Genomic DNA, 18276 nt, shown 5'->3' on the forward strand with positions numbered 1-18276 from the left:
TTCGCCCCGCGCCGCCGCGTCACCTGATTTTGATCCGGACCTGTCGTCAAATGTCGGCAGGGCCGGTCGCCAAGAAATGCCGGACCGCAAACAGGGATAACTCGGAGGTTCCAATGCTTCGTCTGAAAGCAGGCATCGCGGCGCTCGCCGTCGCCGCCACCATGGCCAGCGCCGCACTGGCGCAAGGCACGCTGCGGGTCGGGATGACCGCGGCCGACATTCCGCTCACCACCGGTCAGACCGACCAGGGCGGCGAAGGCATGCGTTTCATGGGCTACACGGTCTACGACTCGCTGATCGAATGGGATCTCACCAGCGCCGACAAGCCGTCCGTGCTGATCCCCGGGCTCGCCACCGAATGGTCGGTGGACGAAGAAGACAAGACCAAATGGACCTTCACGCTGCGCGAAGGCGTGACCTTCCACGACGGTGCGCCGTTCACCGCCGCGGATGTGGTGTGGAACCTCGACAAGATTCTCGACGAGACCTCCGAGCAGTACGACCCGCGCCAGGCCGCGCAGGGCAAGTCGCGGATCCCGGCGGTGGCCTCCTACGAGGCGGTGGACGACTACACGCTGGAGATCACCACCAAGGAGCCCGACGCCACGCTGCCCTACCAGATGACCTGGATCCTCATGTCGTCCAAGGCGAACTGGGAAGCCATGGACAAGGACTGGGAAAAGGTCGCCGGCAGCCCCTCGGGCACCGGCCCGTGGAAGCTGGAGACCTTCGTGCCGCGCGAGCGCGCCGAGCTGGTGCCCTTCGAAGGCTACTGGGATGAGAGCCGCGTGCCGCAGCTCGACAAGATGGTGCTGATCCCGCTGCCCGAGCCCAACGCCCGCTCCGCCGCGCTGCTGTCCGGTCAGGTGGACTGGATCGAGGCCCCGGCGCCCGACACCATCCCGGCGATGGAAGGCAACGGCTTCGTCATCTCCTCGAACGCCTATCCGCACAACTGGACCTGGCACCTGTCGCGTCTCGAGGGGTCGCCCTGGAACGACATCCGCGTGCGCAAGGCGGCCAACCTCGCCATCGACCGCGAGGGCATGATGCCGCTGCTGGGTGGCCTGATGGTTCCGGCGAAGGGCTTCCTGCCGCCGAGCTCGCAGTGGTTCGGCAACCCGACGTTCGAAGTCAAATATGACCTCGACGCCGCCAAGGCATTGATGGAAGAGGCCGGCTACGGCCCCGACAACCACCTGTCGGTCAAGGCGCTGATCTCGCCGTCGGGCTCGGGCCAGATGCTGCCGCTGCCGATGAACGAGTACATCCAGCAAAGCCTTGCCGAGATCTGGATCGACGTCGAGTTCATGGTCGTCGAGTGGAACCAGATGATCAACCTGTGGCGGGCCGGCGCGGCCGATCCGTCGGTGGACGGCGCCCAGTCGATCAACTTCACCTACTTCATCCAGGACCCGTTCACCGGGCTGATCCGTCACCTCGACGAGAACCTGATCGCGCCGAACGGCACCAACTGGGGCCACTACAGCGACCCGGAAATGCAGGAGCTGTTCAAGCAGATCAAGACCACCTTCGACCCCGAGGCCCAGGACGAGGTGCTGCGCAAGACGCATGAGAAATACGTCGACGACGCGCTGTTCCTGATGGTCACCCATGACGTCGCCCCGCGCGCCATGGCGCCGAAGGTGAAGGGCTTCGTGCAGGCCCAGAACTGGTACCAGAACTTCTCGTCGATCACGATCGAAGAGTAAGCGCTGCCAAGGCTCTTGCCCCCGCCGCGCAGGTCGCGGCGGGGGATCACTTCAAGCCAGGGACTCCTACCCGTGCTCAGCTACTTCCTCCGCCGCCTCATCCTCGTGCTGCCCGTGGCCTTCGGGGTGTCGGTCATCTGTTTCCTGCTGGTGCAGATCGCGCCCGGCGATCCGCTCACCGCCATCATGCCCGTCGATGCAACCGCCGAGGAGCAGGCCGCCATGCGCGCCGCCTACGGGCTCGATAAGCCGTTGCCCATCCAATACGCGATCTGGATCGGCAATCTCGTGCAGGGGGACATGGGCAAGTCCATCGCCACCGGCCGCCCGGTCGCGCAGGAGGTCTTCGGCGCGGTGCAGAACTCGCTGCTGCTGGCCGTCTCCGCCGCGGTCATCGCCTTTCCCATCGGCATCTTCCTCGGCTTTCTGGCCGGCTATTTCCGCGACACGCTGCTGGATCGCGCGGTCACCGCGCTGTCGATCACCGGCGTGTCGGTGCCCAACTACTGGCTCGGCATCGTGCTGGTCATCATCTTTTCGGTAAACCTCGGCTGGCTGCCCTCGATGGGCGCGGGGCCGGGCGGCTCGCAGAGCTGGGCCTGGGACTGGCTGCACATGCGCCACCTGATCCTGCCCGCCGTGACGCTGGCCGTGGTGCCCATCGGCATCGTCGCGCGCACCGTGCGCGCATTGGCCGGGGACATCCTGACGCAGGACTTCGTGCAGGCGCTCTATGCCAAGGGCATGAGCCGCGGCGACGTGCTGCGCCACGTGGCGCGCAACGCCGCCGCCACGGCGCTGTCGGTCATGGGCCTGCAGCTGGGCTACCTGCTCGGCGGCTCGATCCTCATCGAGACCGTGTTCAACTGGCCGGGCTCGGGCTTCCTGCTGTCCAACGCCATCTTCCAGCGTGACCTGCCGCTCCTGCAGGGCACGATCCTGATCCTCGCCCTGTTCTTCGTGGCGATGAACCTCATCGTCGACGTGGCGCAGGCCGCGATCGACCCGCGCATCAAGAGGAGCTGACCCATGGCGCTTGCGGAAACCGACAGCATGCAGGACGCCAAGGTCGAGAAACCCCAGGGCTACTGGTCCGGCGTGGGCGCGCGCGTGGTGCGCGACCCGGTCTCGATGATCTGCCTCGGCGTGGTGCTGCTGCTGATCCTCTCGGCGATCTTCGCGCCCTGGCTGGGCCTTCCGGACCCCTACAAGGGTTCGATGATCGCCCGCCTGAAGCCGCTCGGCACCGAGGGACACATCCTCGGCACCGACGAGCAGGGCCGCGACATGCTCGCCCGGCTGATCTACGGCGGCCGGCTGACGCTGTTCATCGGTCTCATGCCGGTGGTGCTGGCCTTCTTCATCGGCTCGGCGCTCGGCATCGTCGCGGGCTACGTCGGCGGCATGACCAACACCATCATCATGCGCGTGGTCGACGTGTTCTTCGCCTTCCCCTCGGTGCTGCTGGCGATCGCCATCTCCGGTGCGCTGGGGGCGGGGATCGTCAACAGCCTCGTGTCGCTGACCATCGTCTTCATCCCGCCGATCACCCGCGTCGCCGAGGCGGTGACCTCGGGCGTGCGTGCGCTCGACTACATCGACGCGGCGCGGGCCACCGGCGCCAGCGCCTGGACGGTGATCCGCGTGCACGTGATCGGCAACGTGCTCTCGCCGATCTTCGTCTACGCCACCTCGCTGACCTCGGTGTGCATGATCCTCGCCGCGGGCCTGTCGTTCCTCGGCATCGGCGTGCGCCCGCCCGAGCCCGAGTGGGGCCTGATGCTGAATACGCTGCGCTCGGCCATCTACATCAACCCGTGGCTCTCGGCGCTGCCGGGGGTGATGATCTTTATCACTTCGCTCTGCCTCAACCTGCTGAGCGACGGACTGAGGAGCGCGATGAATGTCCGCGACTGACCTGTCTCCCGCCATCAAGCCCAAGACCGCCGCCCCCGAGAGCCGCGACAAGGGCGGCCCGGCGCAGCCGCTGGTCATCGTCCGTGACCTGCAAAAGCACTTCCCCGTCCGTGGCGGCATCCTCGGCCGCACGCAGGCCATGGTGCAGGCGGTGGACGGTGTCTCCTTCGAGGTGAAGAAGGGCGAGACGCTGGGCATCGTCGGCGAGTCCGGCTGCGGCAAGTCGACCACCGCGCGGCTGCTCATCGGCCTCATCGAGAAGGACAAGGGCGAGATCATCTTCGACGGGCAGGGGCTCGGTGAGCGGCTGTCGCTGAAGGACCTGCGCAAGGACGTGCAGATGGTCTTTCAGGACAGCTACGCCTCGCTCAACCCGCGCCTGACCATCGAGGACTCGGTGGCCTTCGGCGCCAAGGTGCAGGGGCTCGACGATCCCAATGGCCGGGCGCGCAGCCTGATGGCGCGCGTCGGGCTCGACCCGGACCGCTTTGCCCACCGCTACCCGCACGAGCTCTCGGGCGGCCAGCGCCAGCGGGTGAACATCGCCCGCGCGCTGGCCATGTCGCCGCGGCTTGTGGTGCTGGACGAGGCCGTCTCGGCGCTCGACAAGTCGGTCGAGGCGCAGGTGCTGAACCTGCTGTCGGACCTGCGCAAGGAATTTGGCCTCACCTACATCTTCATCAGCCACGACCTGAACGTGGTGCGCTACATCTCCGACCGCATCCTCGTGATGTATCTCGGCGAGGTGGTCGAGGTCGCGCCGGTCGACAGCATCTGGCGCGAGCAGGCGCATCCCTACACGCGCTCTCTGTTCTCGGCGATGCCCTCGATGGATCCCGACAACCGCACGCAGGAGCCGCCGCTGGCCGGCGATCCGCCGAACCCGATCGACCCGCCGAAGGGCTGCCGCTTCCACACCCGCTGCCGCTTTGCCAGCGAAGTGTGCAAGACCAAGGTGCCGAAGCTGATGGGTCTTTCCGGCAATGCCGATCACCTTGCGGCCTGCCACCTTCACGATGCAACCTCGGGTCATCCGAAAGCCGGGCAGGGGGTGCCGCAATGATCTTCACGGGCAAATGCACGCAAGCGAAGCGCGAGGTCTTCTGGACCGCAAGCAAGACCGCCCCCACGAGCGCACCGGTATCGGAGGAGGGCAAGTGACCAAGCTGCTCGATATCCAGAACCTCACGCTGCGCTTCAAGGGCAAGCGCACGGTGCACGCGATCAACGACGTCTCGCTGAGCATGGAGCAGGGCGAGACGCTGGCGCTGCTCGGCGAGTCCGGCTCGGGCAAGTCGGTGACGTTGAAGGCGCTGCTGGGCCTGCTGCCGCCGAAGCGCACCGAGATCGAGGGCAAGATTGAGGTCAACGGCACCGACGTGCTGAGCCTCTCGGGCAAGAAGCTGCAGAAATTCCGCGGCGGCGAGGTTTCGATGGTGTTCCAGGAACCGGCGCTGGCGCTGGACCCGGTCTATACCGTCGGCCATCAGATCGCCGAGTCGGTGATGCGCCACAAGGGAGTCAGCAAGGCCGACGCCATGTCCACCGCGCTCGACATGCTCGACCGGGTGCGCATCCCATCTGCCAACCGGCGGCTGCACAACTACCCGCACGAGCTGTCTGGCGGCATGCGGCAGCGGGTGATGATCGCCCTTGCGCTGGCCTGCCGGCCGCGGCTGCTGCTCGCCGACGAGCCGACCACGGCGCTCGACGCCACGGTGCAGATCCAGATCCTGCTGCTGCTGCGCGAGCTGCAGAAGGAGTTCGGCATGGGGGTGATCTTCGTCACCCACGACATTGGCGTGGCGGTGGAGATCTCCGAGCGCGTGGCGGTGATGTACGCGGGTCAGATCGTCGAGGAGGGCACGACATCGGAGATCATCAAGTCGGCACAGCATCCCTATACGCAGGGTCTGCTGGCGGCGAACCTGCACGACGTCGAACGCGGCGCGCGGCTCAACGCCATTCCCGGAGCGCCGCCCTCGCTGGAGACCAAGCCCGACAGCTGCTCCTTCGCGCCGCGCTGCCCGCATGTGACCGCCGAGTGCCGCGCCGCGCTGCCGCCGGTCTTCAGCCCCGCCCCGCGCCGCCGCGTCGCCTGCGTGAAGGCCGCGCCCGCCGTCGCGGCGGAGTGACGGGCGCCGCATGCTGATCAAGCACGACCCCTACCGTTGCTTCATGCCCTATGAGCCGGTGCCGGTTGAGAGCGCGGAGGATGGCCCCCTGGCCGACCTCACGCTCGCGGTGAAGGACATTTTCGACGTCGCGGGCTACCGCACCGGCTCGGGCTGCCCGCTGCGGCTGGCGGCGAGCCCGGTGCGCAGGCAGACCGCGCCCGCCGCGCGGAAGCTGCTGGAGGCGGGGGCGCGCTTTGTCGGCAAGACCCATACCGACGAGCTGGCCTGGTCGATGTACGGGATGAACCCGCATTTCGGCACGCCGGTGAACCCCGCCGCGCCGGATCGCATGCCCGGCGGCTCCTCCTCTGGCTCCGCCGTGGCGGTGGCCGGGGGGCTGGCGGACATCGCCATCGGATCGGACACCGGCGGCTCGGTTCGCGCTCCGGCCAGCTACTGCGGCATCTGGGGAATCCGCCCGACGCATGGGCGCATCCCGCTCGATCTCGTGCAGCCGCTGGCGGCGAGCTACGACACATGCGGGCTCTTCGCCCGCGACGGTGAGACCCTGCTGCGCGCCATGGCGGTGCTGCTGGACGGCGAGACGCTTCCGTTGCCTGACACCCCCGAGCTCCTGCGGCCCGTCGACATGCTGGCGCAGCTCGGGGAGGAAGCGCTGTCGGTCTGGCAGGCGGGCTTCGGCGCGCTGCCGTCGCGCGAAGTGCGGGTCTACCCCGAGGGGGTGGACGCCGCCTACACGGCCTTCCTGCGCACCGTCGGAGCCGATGCGCGGGACTGGGCGCTGCCCTTCATCCACAGCAGCGGCATGCCGCTGGCACGGGGCATCGACCAGCGGGCCGAGGCCGCCGAGGCGCTGACCGAGGCCGAGATCGCCGGCGGGCAGGCCGCGCGCCGTGCCTTTGCCGCCCATGTCGAGGCGCTGCTCGGTCCCTCCGGCGTGATCCTCGCCCCCGCGGTGCATGACGCGCCCTTCAGGCTCGACCCGCCGCTGGAGGTCTTCGACCGCTTCCGCCACGACGCCTCGCGGCTGCTCTGCGTCGCGGGGCTGGCGGGGCTGCCGCAGGTGGTCTTTCCGGCCGGCAGCGTGGACGGGGCCCCCTACGGCCTGTCGCTGATCGGGCCGCGCGGCTCTGATCTCTCGTTGCTGGCGCTGGCCTGCCGTCTCGCGGCGGGCGCCGAGGTCGCGGCCTGACCCCGCCTGAACCCGGAGTCCGCTGCGGGCTCCAACGGAGGATACATGGACAAGATCGAAACCAGGCTGGCCGAGCTGGGGCTGACCCTGCCGCCCTCGGCCCCGTCGCGGGCGCTGTTCCTGCCCGGCAAGATCAGCGGCAACCTGCTGTTCCTGTCGGGGCAGATCTGCGAGTGGGAGGGAGTGCCCAAGTATTTCGGCCCGGTGCCTGACGGCTTCGACGTGAAGACCGGGCAGGAGGCCGCGCGCATGTGCGCGCTCAACCTGCTCTACTCGATCAAGGCCGTCGCCGGTTCGCTCGACCGGGTGACCGGCGTGGTCCGGCTCGGCGGCTTTGTCGCCGCGCCGCCGGGCTACGGCGACGGGCCGCTGATCGTGAACGGCGCCTCGCAGCTCTTCATCGACCTCTGGGGCGACGCCGGGCGCCATGCGCGGACCGCGGTGAACGTCGCCTCGCTGCCCGCCAATGCGCTGGTCGAGATCGAGGCGACGGTCGAGCTTGGCTGAGACCGGCGCGATGCCCCGCGTGCTGCTGATCAACCCCAACAGCAACGCGGCGACGACCCGCACCATGTGCGCCATCGCGGGGCGCGTGCTGCCGCGGGTCGAGGGCTGGACCGCCCCGGCCGGCCCGCCGCTGCTCACCACCCCGGAGGCGCTCGCCGAGGCGGGGGCGCATGTGGCGAGTGCCGCGATCCCGCCGGGCATCGCCGGGGTCATCGTCTCGGCCTTCGGCGATCCGGGGCAGGCGGCGCTGGCGGCGCGGCTCGCCTGCCCGGTCATCGGCATCGGTGCCGCGGCGGCGCGCGCGGCGGCACGGGGCGGGCGCGCCTTCGCCGTGGTGACCCACACGCCCGCCTTGGAAACAAGCATCGACGATTTGATGGACAATGCGGCGCCCGGCGGGCGCTACCTCGGGACCTATCTCGCCGAGGGCGATCCCCTGCGTCTTTCGAATGACCCGGAAAAGCTAGATGCCGCATTGCTTTGCGCGGTGAAGCTCGCGCATCGCGATGGGGCGGAGGCGGTGATCATCGGAGGCGGCCCCCTAGGTGAGGCCGCGGATCGACTCGCCGATCACGCGCCGTGCATTCTTATTTCGCCTATTTTACTGGCGGCGGTTGAAATGCGAGCGAAACTCCGCTTGCCAAGCGTCTGAAACTGCGGCAATCCGCCAGTGGATTGCCTTCGAAAGCGCAGCATGTGCGGAGATTCGGCAGAGTTTCGCCGCCGCGCAGCAAAAGCCCGCTTTTGGAGGGAACCCCATAGAGTACGGGGTGTTGTCTTTCCCGTACTCGATATCACATTTCCGGCCAGTACCACCCCTTGGAGCAGACATTTGCGGAAGTTTCCGATCCCTAGTCCTGTTGTGTCCGGACGCGCGTTCGTGGCGCGTCAAAACCGACGCCAGTTTCTGGCCCAGCTTGCCGGCTCCGCCGCCGTCCCCGCGCTCTTGAGCGCGACGCCTCTTGCTGCGCAGGAGGCGGCAGAAGAGCCCGTCGACGCGGCCGCCGAGGACAGCGCCCCGGCAGAGACCACACCGTTTTCCTTCGATATTCTCTCGGCGCAGATGGCCGAAGCCGCGAAGTCCGAGCCGCAGGATCCGGAGCAGGTCGAGGGGTTCCTCGCGGAACTCGACTACGACGGCTACCAGCGCATCCGTTTCGATGCCGAGCACGCTCGCTGGAAGGACCTGCCCGACGACACCTTCCGGCTGCACGCCTTCCATCTCGGCTGGCTGTTCAAGCAGCCCGTGCGCCTGCACGAGGTGGTGAACGGCGAAGCGCGCCCGATGCAATTCTCGACCTCCGACTTCGACTACTCCGACGTCGAGCAGGAGATCCCCGCCGACGCCGAGATGCCCGGTGTGGCCGGCTTCCGGCTGCACAACCCGCTGAACCGTGCCGACACCTTCGACGAGCTGGTGGCCTTTCTCGGCGCGAGCTACTTCCGCGCGCTCGGCCGCGGCAACACCTACGGGCTCAGCGCCCGCGGGCTGGCGGTGAACACCGGCCTTTCGGGCGCCGAGGAATTCCCGCGCTTCAATGACTTCTGGCTCGAACGTCCCGGCCCGGGTGCCGAGCACATCACCGTCTACGCGGCGCTCGGCAGTGCCTCGATCACCGGCGCCTACCGCTTCGTGATCCGTCCCGGCGAGGACACGCAGATCGACGTCACCGCGCGGCTCTTCCTGCGCAACGACATCCAGCAGCTCGGCATCGCGCCGCTGACCTCGATGTTCCTCTACGGCGGCCCCGACATGGGCGATTTCGACGATTTCCGCACGGCGGTGCACGACAGCGAGGCGCTGGTGCTGACCACGCAGGGCGGCGAGACCTTCTTCCGCCCGCTCAACAACCCGCCGCGGCTCGCCAGCTCCTATTTCGGCGCGCTCAGCCCGGTGCGCTTTGGCCTCGTGCAACGCACCCGCGAGTTCGAGCACTATCTCGACGCCCAGGCCCACTACGAGAAGCGTCCGACGCTGCTGGTGGAGCCGATTGGCGACTGGGGCGAAGGCTCGGTGCGGTTGGTCGAGATCCCCTCCAATCTCGAGGCCAACGACAATATCGTCGCGTTCTGGATTCCGAAGGCCGAAACAAAGGCCGGGGACGCGCTGGAATTCTCCTATCGCCTGCACTGGGGCATGTCCCCGCTGGGTGACGGGGCCGTCGACCGGGCCCGCGTGGTGCGCACGCGGGTTGGCAGGGGCGGCGTATCGGGGGTCGAGCAGGACACCGATCGGCGGAAATTCGTCATCGACTTCGAAGGCGGCACTTTGGGGGAACTTCCCGCGGGCGCCGAAGTTGAACCACAAGTGAGTGCCGCAAACGGCGAGATTGCCGAAGCGGTTGTGAGCCGGATCTCGGGGACCGAGACATGGCGTCTTGTTCTGGAGGTCTCTGCGCCGAATGGCGCGGTCGCCGAACTCAAGGCCGGGCTCAAAGGGTATGGTCGTATGCTTACCGAAACCTGGACTTATCAATGGGTGAAGGAATGAATGCAGAACCGATGAAACAGCAAGACGTGGCCGAAGCGCGGGCAATCGAGATGCCGCATTGGGCCCCGCCCGAAGCACCGATGGAGATGCCGCGCCAGGAGGTCGAGGCGCCGCGCGCGGAGCGCGTGTCGCTCGGCGAGATGATTGCGCGTATACTGATGCCGGGCCAGCGGGCCTGAGGACCTGAAAATGCCTGTTCTGCCTTCGCCCAGCCGCAAGACGGTTGCCGCTCGACTATTCTCTGCCGCTTTCGCGCTGGTCGCCGCCGGCATGGCGACGGGCCTGCTGCTCGAAGTGGCGCTGCAGGACGGCGTCGAGCTCTGGGACTTCGTGCGCGCGGGATTGATCCTCGTCACCACGGCCTGGCTCGCCTGGGGCGCGGCCCTGGCCCTGTCGGGTCTGGCACCGCTGCGCAAGGCGGCCAAGGCTGACCTGCAGCTGCCGCAGCCGCGCACCGTGGTGCTGGTGCCCATCTGCAACGAGGATCCGGTGGCCACCTTCGCGCGCATCGCCGCGATGGACCGCTCGATCATCGCTGCGGGGGTGACGGCGGATGTGGCGATCCTGTCGGACACGCGCGACGAGGCAAATGCCGAGGCCGAGCGCCGCACCTTCGTGCGCCTGATCGAAGAAACGGGTGGGCAGGGGCGCATCTACTACCGTCGTCGCGAGGACAACCGCGGCCGCAAGGCAGGCAATATCGAGGATTTCTTCCGCCGCTCGGGCGGTGCCTACGAGCTTGCCGTGATCCTCGACGCCGACAGCCTGATGGAAGGGTCGGCGATCCGCGAGATGATTGCGCGCATGCAGGCGGACACGCAGATCGGCCTGCTGCAGACCTTACCGCGCATCGTCGGCGGGCGCAGCTTCTTCGGTCGCGCCATGCAGTTCGCCGCCGCCTTCCACGGTCCGGTCTTCACCCGCGGCCTGGCCCGCATGCAGGGCGCGACCGGCCCGTTCTGGGGCCACAATGCGATCGTGCGCGTTCAGGCGTTTGCCGAGAGCTGCGGCCTGCCGGAGCTGCAGGGCAAGCCGCCCTTCGGCGGGCATATCCTCAGCCATGACTATGTCGAAGCGGCGCTTCTGGCCCGTGCCGGCTGGAAGGTCGAGGTCGATGCCAGCATTGACGGCTCCTTCGAGGAAGGCCCCGAAAACCTGCTTTCGTTTGCCAAACGCGACCGCCGCTGGTGCCAGGGCAACCTGCAGCACATCCGGCTGCTGCTGGCGCCGGGCCTCGCACCCTGGAGCCGCTTCGTCTTCGTGCTGGGCATCTTCTCCTACCTGGTGTCGCTGCTGTGGTTCGGCTTTCTCGTGGCCTCGGTGATCGCCGCCGTGACAGCGCCGCCGCCGGACTATTTCCCCGAGCCGCACCTGCTGTTCCCGGTCTTCCCGAGCGACCGCACCAAGGAGATGATCGCGCTGATGATCGGCATATTCGGCCTGCTCATCATGCCCAAGTTCGCCATCCTCATCGAAAGCGCACTGACCCGGCGGGTCGGCGGCTTCGGCGGGGTCATGCGGGCCTTCTGGTCGGTGATCACCGAGGTGTTGCTGACCTCGCTGATCGCGCCGCTCATGCTGATGTACCAGACCAAGGCCGTGCTGCAGGTGCTTTCGGGCCGCGACGGCGGCTGGCCGTCCAGCCAGCGCGGCGAGGGCCAGCTGACGCTCGTGCAGGGCGTCCGCGCGGGCCTTTGGATCACCGCGACCGGCGCCGTGGCGCTGGCGGTCACCGCCTGGCTGTCGCCCGATCTGGTGCCCTGGCTGCTGCCGGTCTGCCTGCCGATGCTGTTTGCACCGGTGCTGATCTCCTGGAGCTCGCGCCCGCTGACCCACAAGCTTTTCATCACCCCCGATGAGCTGGCGCCCGCTCCGGTCGTGCGCAGCTACCGCGAGATCCACGCCCGCTGGAGCGGCGATCCGCAGGCTCCGCTGCCGCAACCGGGCCATGATAGGGGCGCACAGCATGCCGCAGCCTGAAGACAAGCTCGTCTCCTTCCCGGCGGCGAAGGCGGCAGCGCCGCCGCGCCGTCCGCGCGATGCGCGCATCGACGCCTTCCGCGGTCTGGCGCTGGTGATGATCTTCATCGACCACGTGCCGGGAAACCCCTACGAGTACCTGACGATCCGCAACTTCACGCATTCGGATGCGGCCGAAGCCTTCTTCATCATGTCCGGCCTTGCCGCGGCGCTGGCCTACTCCGGGCGGCTGACGCCCGAGGCGCGGGCCGAAAACGGTCTGATGAACGGCGTGCTGCCGATGTGGAAGCGCAGCTGGACGCTATACTTGGCGCATATCATCATGACGGTCTGGGCGATCGCCATCTTCTCGGCAGGGGCGGGGATCTACAACCTCCCCGAGCTGCGCGAGACGATCAACCTGCGGCAGGTCTTCTCCAACCCCGAGGAGGCGCTGTTCGGCATCGCCGCGCTCACCCATCAGCTGGGGTACGTGAACATCCTGCCTGCCTATTCGGTGCTGCTGTTCTTTGCGCCGGGGCTGCTGCTGCTGGGGCTGTGGAAGCCGAAGGCGCTGCTCTGGACCGCGCTGGCGATCTGGATGGCGGCGGGGCTCTGGCGGCTCAACCTGCCGAACTTCCCCAACCCGGGCGGCTGGTTCTTCAACCCGATCAGCTGGGTGCTGCTGTTCGCCATCGGCATGCTCACCGGGCTTGCCATGCGCCGGGGCGAGCGTTTCGTGCCGGTCTCGCGGCCGCTGTTCTGGACCTGCCTGGGCTTTTGCGTGCTTGTGCTGGCGTGGAAGTTCATCCCCGACTTCGGCGCGGTGATCAATCACCAGATGGCGCGGCTCTACCAGGCGGGCATTCCGTTCCACCTGACCACCCATGACAAGACCTTCGTGGCGCTGCCGCGGCTGATCAACATCCTGGCGCTGGCCTATGTGCTCTCGTGCCTGCCTGCGGTGACGCGGTTTTGCGCAGGCAAGGTGGCGGCGCCGCTGCGGCTGCTCGGCCAGCAGGGCCTGCTGGTCTTCTGCACCGGCACCGTCGTGGCGCTGGCCTTCCAGGTGATCATGGCGGGCAACCCGCTGTCGGTCTGGATGGGCTGGGGGCTGCCGCCGCTGGGCATCGTGATCATGCTGGTCGTCGCCTGGATGGCGCAGGCGCGCAAGCCGGTGCGGCGCGAGGCGCAGGCGCCGGGCGGGGTCGTCGCCAAGGCCGGGCAGCGCCGGGTGAGCTGAGGGTCGGCAGATATCAATCGCGAGGGGCGGGCTGCGGCGCGCCCTTTTTCTTTGCATGGAACTCAGCCGGGGATCGGGGCAGGGGCGCCGACTGGCAGGGACCTTCGACTGGGGGATCACAAAAAGGTCAGCCAAGGTCTTTGAATTGTCGCGACGGAAAGTCACCATAGCCGCGTATCAAGGGTTCGCGCAGGCGGCGATCGCCGGCGCGTCCGACCGAAGGAGAATAAGATGGCGTCTAGCCGCACCCCCCGGACCGTCCGCGTCCTCGCCGCAGCCCTCGCGCTGACCTTTCCCCAAGCCGAGCTGATGCATGCCCAGGATGCCTCTCCGGACACTGCCCAAGCCGCGAGCGCTGCCCGCGAGGTCGGGGTGATAACGCTGGAGGCCAGCGACGTACCCTATTCGGTGACCCTGCCGGGCCGCTCCACTGCCTTTGAGGAAGTGGCGATCCGGCCGCGCGTCTCGGGGGTGATCTCGGAGATTCTCTACGAGCCCGGCAGCGACGTGAAGAAGGGTGACGTGCTCTTCCGCATCGACGGTGACACCTACCAGGCCGATGTCGACGCGAGTGCGGCCGAGGTCGCCGGCGCCGAGGCCGCATTGCGCAGCGCCGAGACCACGCTCTCGCGCTACGAGAAGCTGGTCGGCACCGGCGTGACCGCCGCTGACGTGGACACGGCCGAGGTCGACGTCATGCAGGCCAAGGCGACGCTGAGCGCGGCGCAGGCGGCGCTGGAGCTCGCCAAGCTCGACCTCGAGCGCACCGAGATCATCAGCCCGATCGACGGCATCGCCGTGCTGCCGGAGGTTTCGGTCGGGGATCTGGTCACCGCCAACCAGGACGACGCGCTGACGACGGTGACGCGGATCGACCCGATCTACGTGGACGTGCAGGAATCCATCACCCGGGTGCAGCAGACCCGCGAGCGGCTGGACCAAGGGTCGCTGAACCGCGGCGAGCGGATCGAGGCGGAGCTGGAACTCGAGACCGGCACGAAGTTCGAGGGGCAGGGCACTTTCGTCTCGCCCCCGGTGAGCGTCTCCACCACCACCGGCACCTCGGTGGTGCGGCTGCGCTTCGACAACCCGCGCCGCGGCATCCTGCCGGGGCAGTTCCTGCGCGTGAAGCTGACCTTCGGCACCACCACCTCGATCCTCGTGCCGCAGGGGGCCACGTCGCGTGCCTCGGACGGCGCGCTGACCGCTTTCGTTTACACGGACGGCAAGGCCGAGAAGCGCTCGCTGACCTCGCAGGGCACCTACAACAACGCCTGGATCGTGACCGAAGGTGTCGAGGCAGGCGAGCAGCTCATCGTCGACGGGCTGCGCAACCTGCAGAGCGGCGCCGAGGTCAGCCCGGTCGACGTGGTGATTTCCGAAACCGGCGTGGTCACCCGCGCCGACGGCACGCCCGACAGTTTCGGCGGGGCGCCGTCTTCCGGTGCGGAGACGGGGAACGAGGGCTGACGACATGGGAAATTTCTTCATTGCGCGCCCGGTCTTCGCCTGGGTGCTGGCGATCCTCACCATGCTGGCCGGGGCGATGGCCGTGGTCACCCTGCCGGTCAGCCAGTATCCCGACATCGCCCCCACCACGGTGCGCGTCTCGGCCACCTACACCGGCGCCACCGCCGAGGCGGTGCAGAACTCGGTGACCCGCGAGATCGAGGATGCGATGACCGGGCTGGAGGGCATGCTGTACATGACCTCCAGCTCCTCCAAGGGCTCCTCGTCGATCGAGATCACCTTCGACGAGAGCGTCGATCCGGTGGACGCGCAGAACGACGTGCAGTCGAAGGTCAGCCAGGTCGAGAGCCGCCTGCCCACCTCCGTGCAGAGCCAGGGGGTGAGCGTCTCGCGGTCGTCCTCGTCGATCCTCATGGTCGGCGCGCTGGTCGACACCACCGGCACCTATAGCACGGTCGAGCTCGGGGACATCATGTCCACCACCGTCGAGGGTCCGATCGAGCGGACTGAGGGCGTCGGCGGCGTACAGAGCTTCGGCTCGGGCTATGCCATGCGCATCTGGCTCGATCCGCTGTCTCTGGCGCGCTACCAGCTCACCGCCTCGGACGTGGTGAGCGCGGTCTCGGCGCAGAACTCCACGGTCTCGGTCGGCTCGCTGGGCGAGCAGCCCACGACGCAGGGCCAGCAGTTCACCGCCACGATCACCGCGCAAAGCCAGCTCACCACCGTGGACGAGTTCGATTCCATCCTGCTGCGGTCGTCCGAAGAGGGCGGCGTGGTGCGCCTCGGCGACGTGGCGCGGGTCGAGATCGGGCAGGAGGACTACGGCGGCGACTCGCGGTTCAACGGGCTCAATTCCTCGGGCTTCGGGGTGAACCTCGAGACCGGGGCCAATGCCGTGGATACGGCGGCGCGGGTGCGGGCGCAGCTCGACACGCTGAGCGCCGCGCTGCCTGACGGGGTGGAGTTCCGCACCGCCTATGACACCTCGCCCTTCGTCGAGCTGTCGATCGAGCAGGTCTACCACACGCTCTTCGAGGCGATCGTGCTGGTGCTCGCGGTGCTGCTGATCTTCCTGCAGAGCTGGCGCGCCACGCTGGTGCCGCTGATCGCCGTGCCGGTGGTTCTGCTCGGCACCTTCGGCGTGCTCATGGCGGCGGGCTACACGATCAACACGCTGACCATGTTCGCCATGGTGCTGGCCATCGGTCTGCTCGTCGATGACGCCATCGTGGTGGTCGAGAACGTCGAGCGCCTGATGGAGGAGGAGAAGCTCTCGGCCTTCGAGGCCACCAAGCGTTCGATGAGCCAGATCACCTCGGCATTGGTCGGCATCAACGTGGTGCTGGCGGCGGTGTTCCTGCCCATGGCCTTCTTCGGCGGCTCCACGGGGGTGATCTACCGTCAGTTCTCGATCACCATGGTCGCGGCCATGGCGCTCTCGCTGGTCATGGCGATCATCCTGTCGCCGCCGATGTCGGCGCGGCTGCTGAAGCCTGCGCACGGCCCGGCGAAATTCCCCCCGGCGCGCTGGTTCAACACCGGGCTCGCCAAGGTCACCGCGGGCTACGGCCGCGCGGTGGACTGGTCGCTGAAGATGCCCGCGCTGGTGCTGCTGGTGCTGGCGGCGGCGCTCGGCGGGGCGTGGATGGTCAACGAGCGGCTGACCTCCTCGTTCATTCCGACCGAGGATCAGGGCGTGCTGATGACCATGATCAACCTCACCGAGGGCGCGACCACCCAGCAGACGCTGGCGACGCTGGAGCAGGTCGAGGACTACCTGCTGAACCAGGAGGGCGACGCGGTGGAGAGCACCTTTGCCTCCCTCGGCTTCGGCTTCAGCGGCTCTGGCCAGAACCAGGCCATGGTCTTCGTCAAGCTGCGCGACTTCGAGGCGCGCCAGGACAATCCCGAGTTGTCCGCGAGCGCCGTGGCGGCGCGGGCCACCGCCGCATTCGCCTCCAGCCGCGCCGGGCAGATCATGGTGATGCAGCCGCCTGCCATCCGCGGTCTCGGCAACACCGGCGGCTTCTCGTTCTACCTCGTCGACCAGGCGGGCAACGGCATCGAGGCACTGCAGGATGCCGCCGACGCGCTCGAGGCGGAGGCTGCCAGCCGCCCCGAGATCGCCAACGTGCGTGTGTCGGGCACCGAGGACGAGAGCGCGCTGCGCATCTCCATCGACCGCGAAAAGGCCGAGAGTTTCGGCCTCACCCTGTCGGAGATCAACTCGATGCTCTCGGTGATCTTCTCGGGCAGCGAGGTGAACGACTTCATCCTCGGCTCCGAGCTGCGGCCGGTCATCGTGCAGGCGGATGCGGCGCACCGCATGCAGCCCGAGAACATCATGGATTGGTACGCCAAGAACTCCGACGGCGAGATGGTGCCTTTCTCGGCCTTCATGAAGACCGAATGGGAGCCCGTCGCGCCGCGGCTGCAACGCTACTCGGCGACGCAAGCGATCGAGGTCTCAGGCTCGCCGGGCGCCGATGTCAGCTCGGGCGTGGCGATGGACGTCATGCAGGAGCTGGTCGACGGCATGGACGGCGGCTACGGGCTGGCCTGGACGGGCCTGTCCTACCAGGAGCAGCAATCGGGCGCGCAGGCGCCGCTGCTCTACGCGATCTCGGGCCTCGTGGTCTTCCTCGCACTGGCGGCGCTCTACGAGAGCTGGGCGATCCCCTTCTCGGTAATGCTGTCGGTGCCGGTGGGCCTGTTCGGGGCGCTGCTGGCGGCCTATTGGTTCGGCCAGTCGAACGACGTCTACTTCAAGGTCGGTATCCTGACGACCATCGGCCTCGCGGCGCGCAACGCGATCCTGATCGTCGAGTTCGCCGAGGACTTGCGGCGGCAGGGACGGACCATCGCGCAGGCGGCCAAGGAGGCGGCGCAGCTACGCCTGCGGCCGATCCTGATGACCGCGCTGACCTTCATCCTCGGTGTGGTGCCGCTGGCCACGGCCAGCGGGGCAGGCGCCGGGGCGCAGAATGCCATCGGCACCGGGGTGATCGGCGGGATGATCGCCTCGACGGTGATCGGCATCTTCCTCGTGCCGGGCTTCTACGTGCTGGTCATGCGGCTGGTGCGCCGGGTGAAGGGCGACCGGGCCACGGCCTGACAGGCGGGGTCTTGCGACCCGAAGGGTCCGGCGCTTCGGCGCCGGGCTTCCGAATTTACTGGGGGCTGAATGTACTGGGGTCTCAGGCGATCTTGGCGAGCAGCCGGATCAGCGTCTCGCGTTCCCGCTTGTTCAGCGGGTCGAGCACATCGGCGCTGACCTCGATCGCGGCATCGGTGGCTGCATTGACCAGTTGCACCCCCTCGGCGGTGAGCGACACGAGATGCCGCCGCCGGTCGCTGGGATCGCGCTCGGTGCGCAGCAGCCCGCGGGCGCTGAGCCGGTCGACCACGCCCTTGGTCGTGGCGCCATCCATGGCCACCGAGCGGCCCAGCATGTTCTGCGACATCGGCCCGTCCTCGGCCAGCCGGTGCAGGATCGAGAACTGCATCGGGGTCAGCGCGCCATCGATCTTGTCGGAGAAGATGGTACAATTGCGCTGGTAGGCCTTGCGCAAGAGGAAGCCGACCTGCTCGTGCAGCTGGTAGCCATGATCTTCGCTGGTGCGGGCTTTGGGCATCTGGGCCAA

15 protein-coding genes are annotated in these 18276 nt (G+C 67.9%); 14 read left to right on the top strand and 1 reads right to left on the bottom strand.

Annotated features, from left to right (window positions below):
* The first annotated feature begins 113 nt into the window (after positions 1–113).
* The 14 genes from LC039_RS00325 (at position 114) to LC039_RS00390 (ending at position 17747) form a co-directional block, all read left to right on the top strand.
* The gene (locus LC039_RS00325) at positions 114–1712 is read left to right on the top strand and encodes an ABC transporter substrate-binding protein (RefSeq protein WP_226621070.1); all 1599 of its coding nucleotides are present in this window, start codon (positions 114–116) and stop codon (positions 1710–1712) included.
* Between the two features lie 72 nt (positions 1713–1784).
* Entirely contained in the window at positions 1785–2738 is a 954-nt protein-coding gene (locus LC039_RS00330) for an ABC transporter permease (RefSeq protein ID WP_164195638.1), read from the top strand.
* Positions 2739–2741: 3 nt separating this feature from the next.
* On the top strand, positions 2742–3629 hold the full coding sequence (locus LC039_RS00335; protein ID WP_226621071.1) for an ABC transporter permease: 888 nt from the start codon (positions 2742–2744) through the stop codon (positions 3627–3629).
* Positions 3616–4692 (top strand): ABC transporter ATP-binding protein, encoded by a 1077-nt coding sequence (locus tag LC039_RS00340; RefSeq protein ID WP_226621072.1) that lies wholly within the window; start codon positions 3616–3618, stop codon positions 4690–4692. The genes LC039_RS00335 and LC039_RS00340 overlap by 14 nt, the downstream gene beginning before the upstream one ends.
* Before the next feature lie 94 nt (positions 4693–4786).
* Positions 4787–5764 carry an ABC transporter ATP-binding protein gene (locus LC039_RS00345; RefSeq protein WP_226621073.1) on the top strand — a complete coding sequence of 326 codons (978 nt, stop codon included), beginning with the start codon at positions 4787–4789 and terminating at the stop codon, positions 5762–5764.
* A 10-nt stretch (positions 5765–5774) separates the two neighbouring features.
* A complete protein-coding gene (locus LC039_RS00350) occupies positions 5775–6959 on the top strand; it encodes an amidase (RefSeq protein ID WP_226621074.1) in 1185 nt (394 codons plus the stop codon).
* Positions 6960–7004: 45 nt separating this feature from the next.
* Entirely contained in the window at positions 7005–7466 is a 462-nt protein-coding gene (locus LC039_RS00355; protein ID WP_226621075.1) for a RidA family protein, read from the top strand.
* Positions 7459–8118 carry an aspartate/glutamate racemase family protein gene (locus LC039_RS00360; RefSeq protein ID WP_226621076.1) on the top strand — a complete coding sequence of 220 codons (660 nt, stop codon included), beginning with the start codon at positions 7459–7461 and terminating at the stop codon, positions 8116–8118. The genes LC039_RS00355 and LC039_RS00360 overlap by 8 nt, the downstream gene beginning before the upstream one ends.
* A 195-nt stretch (positions 8119–8313) precedes the next feature.
* On the top strand, positions 8314–9957 hold the full coding sequence (locus LC039_RS00365; protein WP_413463804.1) for a glucan biosynthesis protein: 1644 nt from the start codon (positions 8314–8316) through the stop codon (positions 9955–9957).
* Positions 9958–9968: 11 nt separating this feature from the next.
* Positions 9969–10136, top strand: a complete 168-nt coding sequence (locus LC039_RS00370; protein ID WP_226621078.1) for a hypothetical protein — start codon at positions 9969–9971, stop codon at positions 10134–10136.
* Positions 10137–10146: 10 nt separating this feature from the next.
* Positions 10147–11937: a glucans biosynthesis glucosyltransferase MdoH gene (gene mdoH, locus LC039_RS00375; RefSeq protein WP_226621079.1), complete on the top strand. Its 1791-nt coding sequence runs from the start codon at positions 10147–10149 to the stop codon at positions 11935–11937.
* Complete coding sequence (locus LC039_RS00380; RefSeq protein ID WP_226621080.1) at positions 11924–13159, top strand: OpgC family protein; 1236 nt, start codon at positions 11924–11926, stop codon at positions 13157–13159. The genes mdoH and LC039_RS00380 overlap by 14 nt, the downstream gene beginning before the upstream one ends.
* Before the next feature lie 231 nt (positions 13160–13390).
* Positions 13391–14629 (top strand): efflux RND transporter periplasmic adaptor subunit, encoded by a 1239-nt coding sequence (locus LC039_RS00385; protein WP_226621081.1) that lies wholly within the window; start codon positions 13391–13393, stop codon positions 14627–14629.
* A 4-nt stretch (positions 14630–14633) separates the two neighbouring features.
* The gene (locus tag LC039_RS00390; protein WP_226621082.1) at positions 14634–17747 is read left to right on the top strand and encodes a multidrug efflux RND transporter permease subunit; all 3114 of its coding nucleotides are present in this window, start codon (positions 14634–14636) and stop codon (positions 17745–17747) included.
* A gap of 82 nt (positions 17748–17829) precedes the next feature.
* On the opposite strand, the gene LC039_RS00395 is transcribed toward LC039_RS00390, so the two are convergent.
* Positions 17830–18276 carry a MarR family winged helix-turn-helix transcriptional regulator gene (locus tag LC039_RS00395; protein WP_226621083.1) on the bottom strand — a complete coding sequence of 149 codons (447 nt, stop codon included), beginning with the start codon at positions 18274–18276 and terminating at the stop codon, positions 17830–17832.

Source organism: Alloyangia pacifica (assembly GCF_020524285.1).
In the GTDB taxonomy this organism is placed as follows: domain Bacteria; phylum Pseudomonadota; class Alphaproteobacteria; order Rhodobacterales; family Rhodobacteraceae; genus Salipiger; species Salipiger pacificus_B.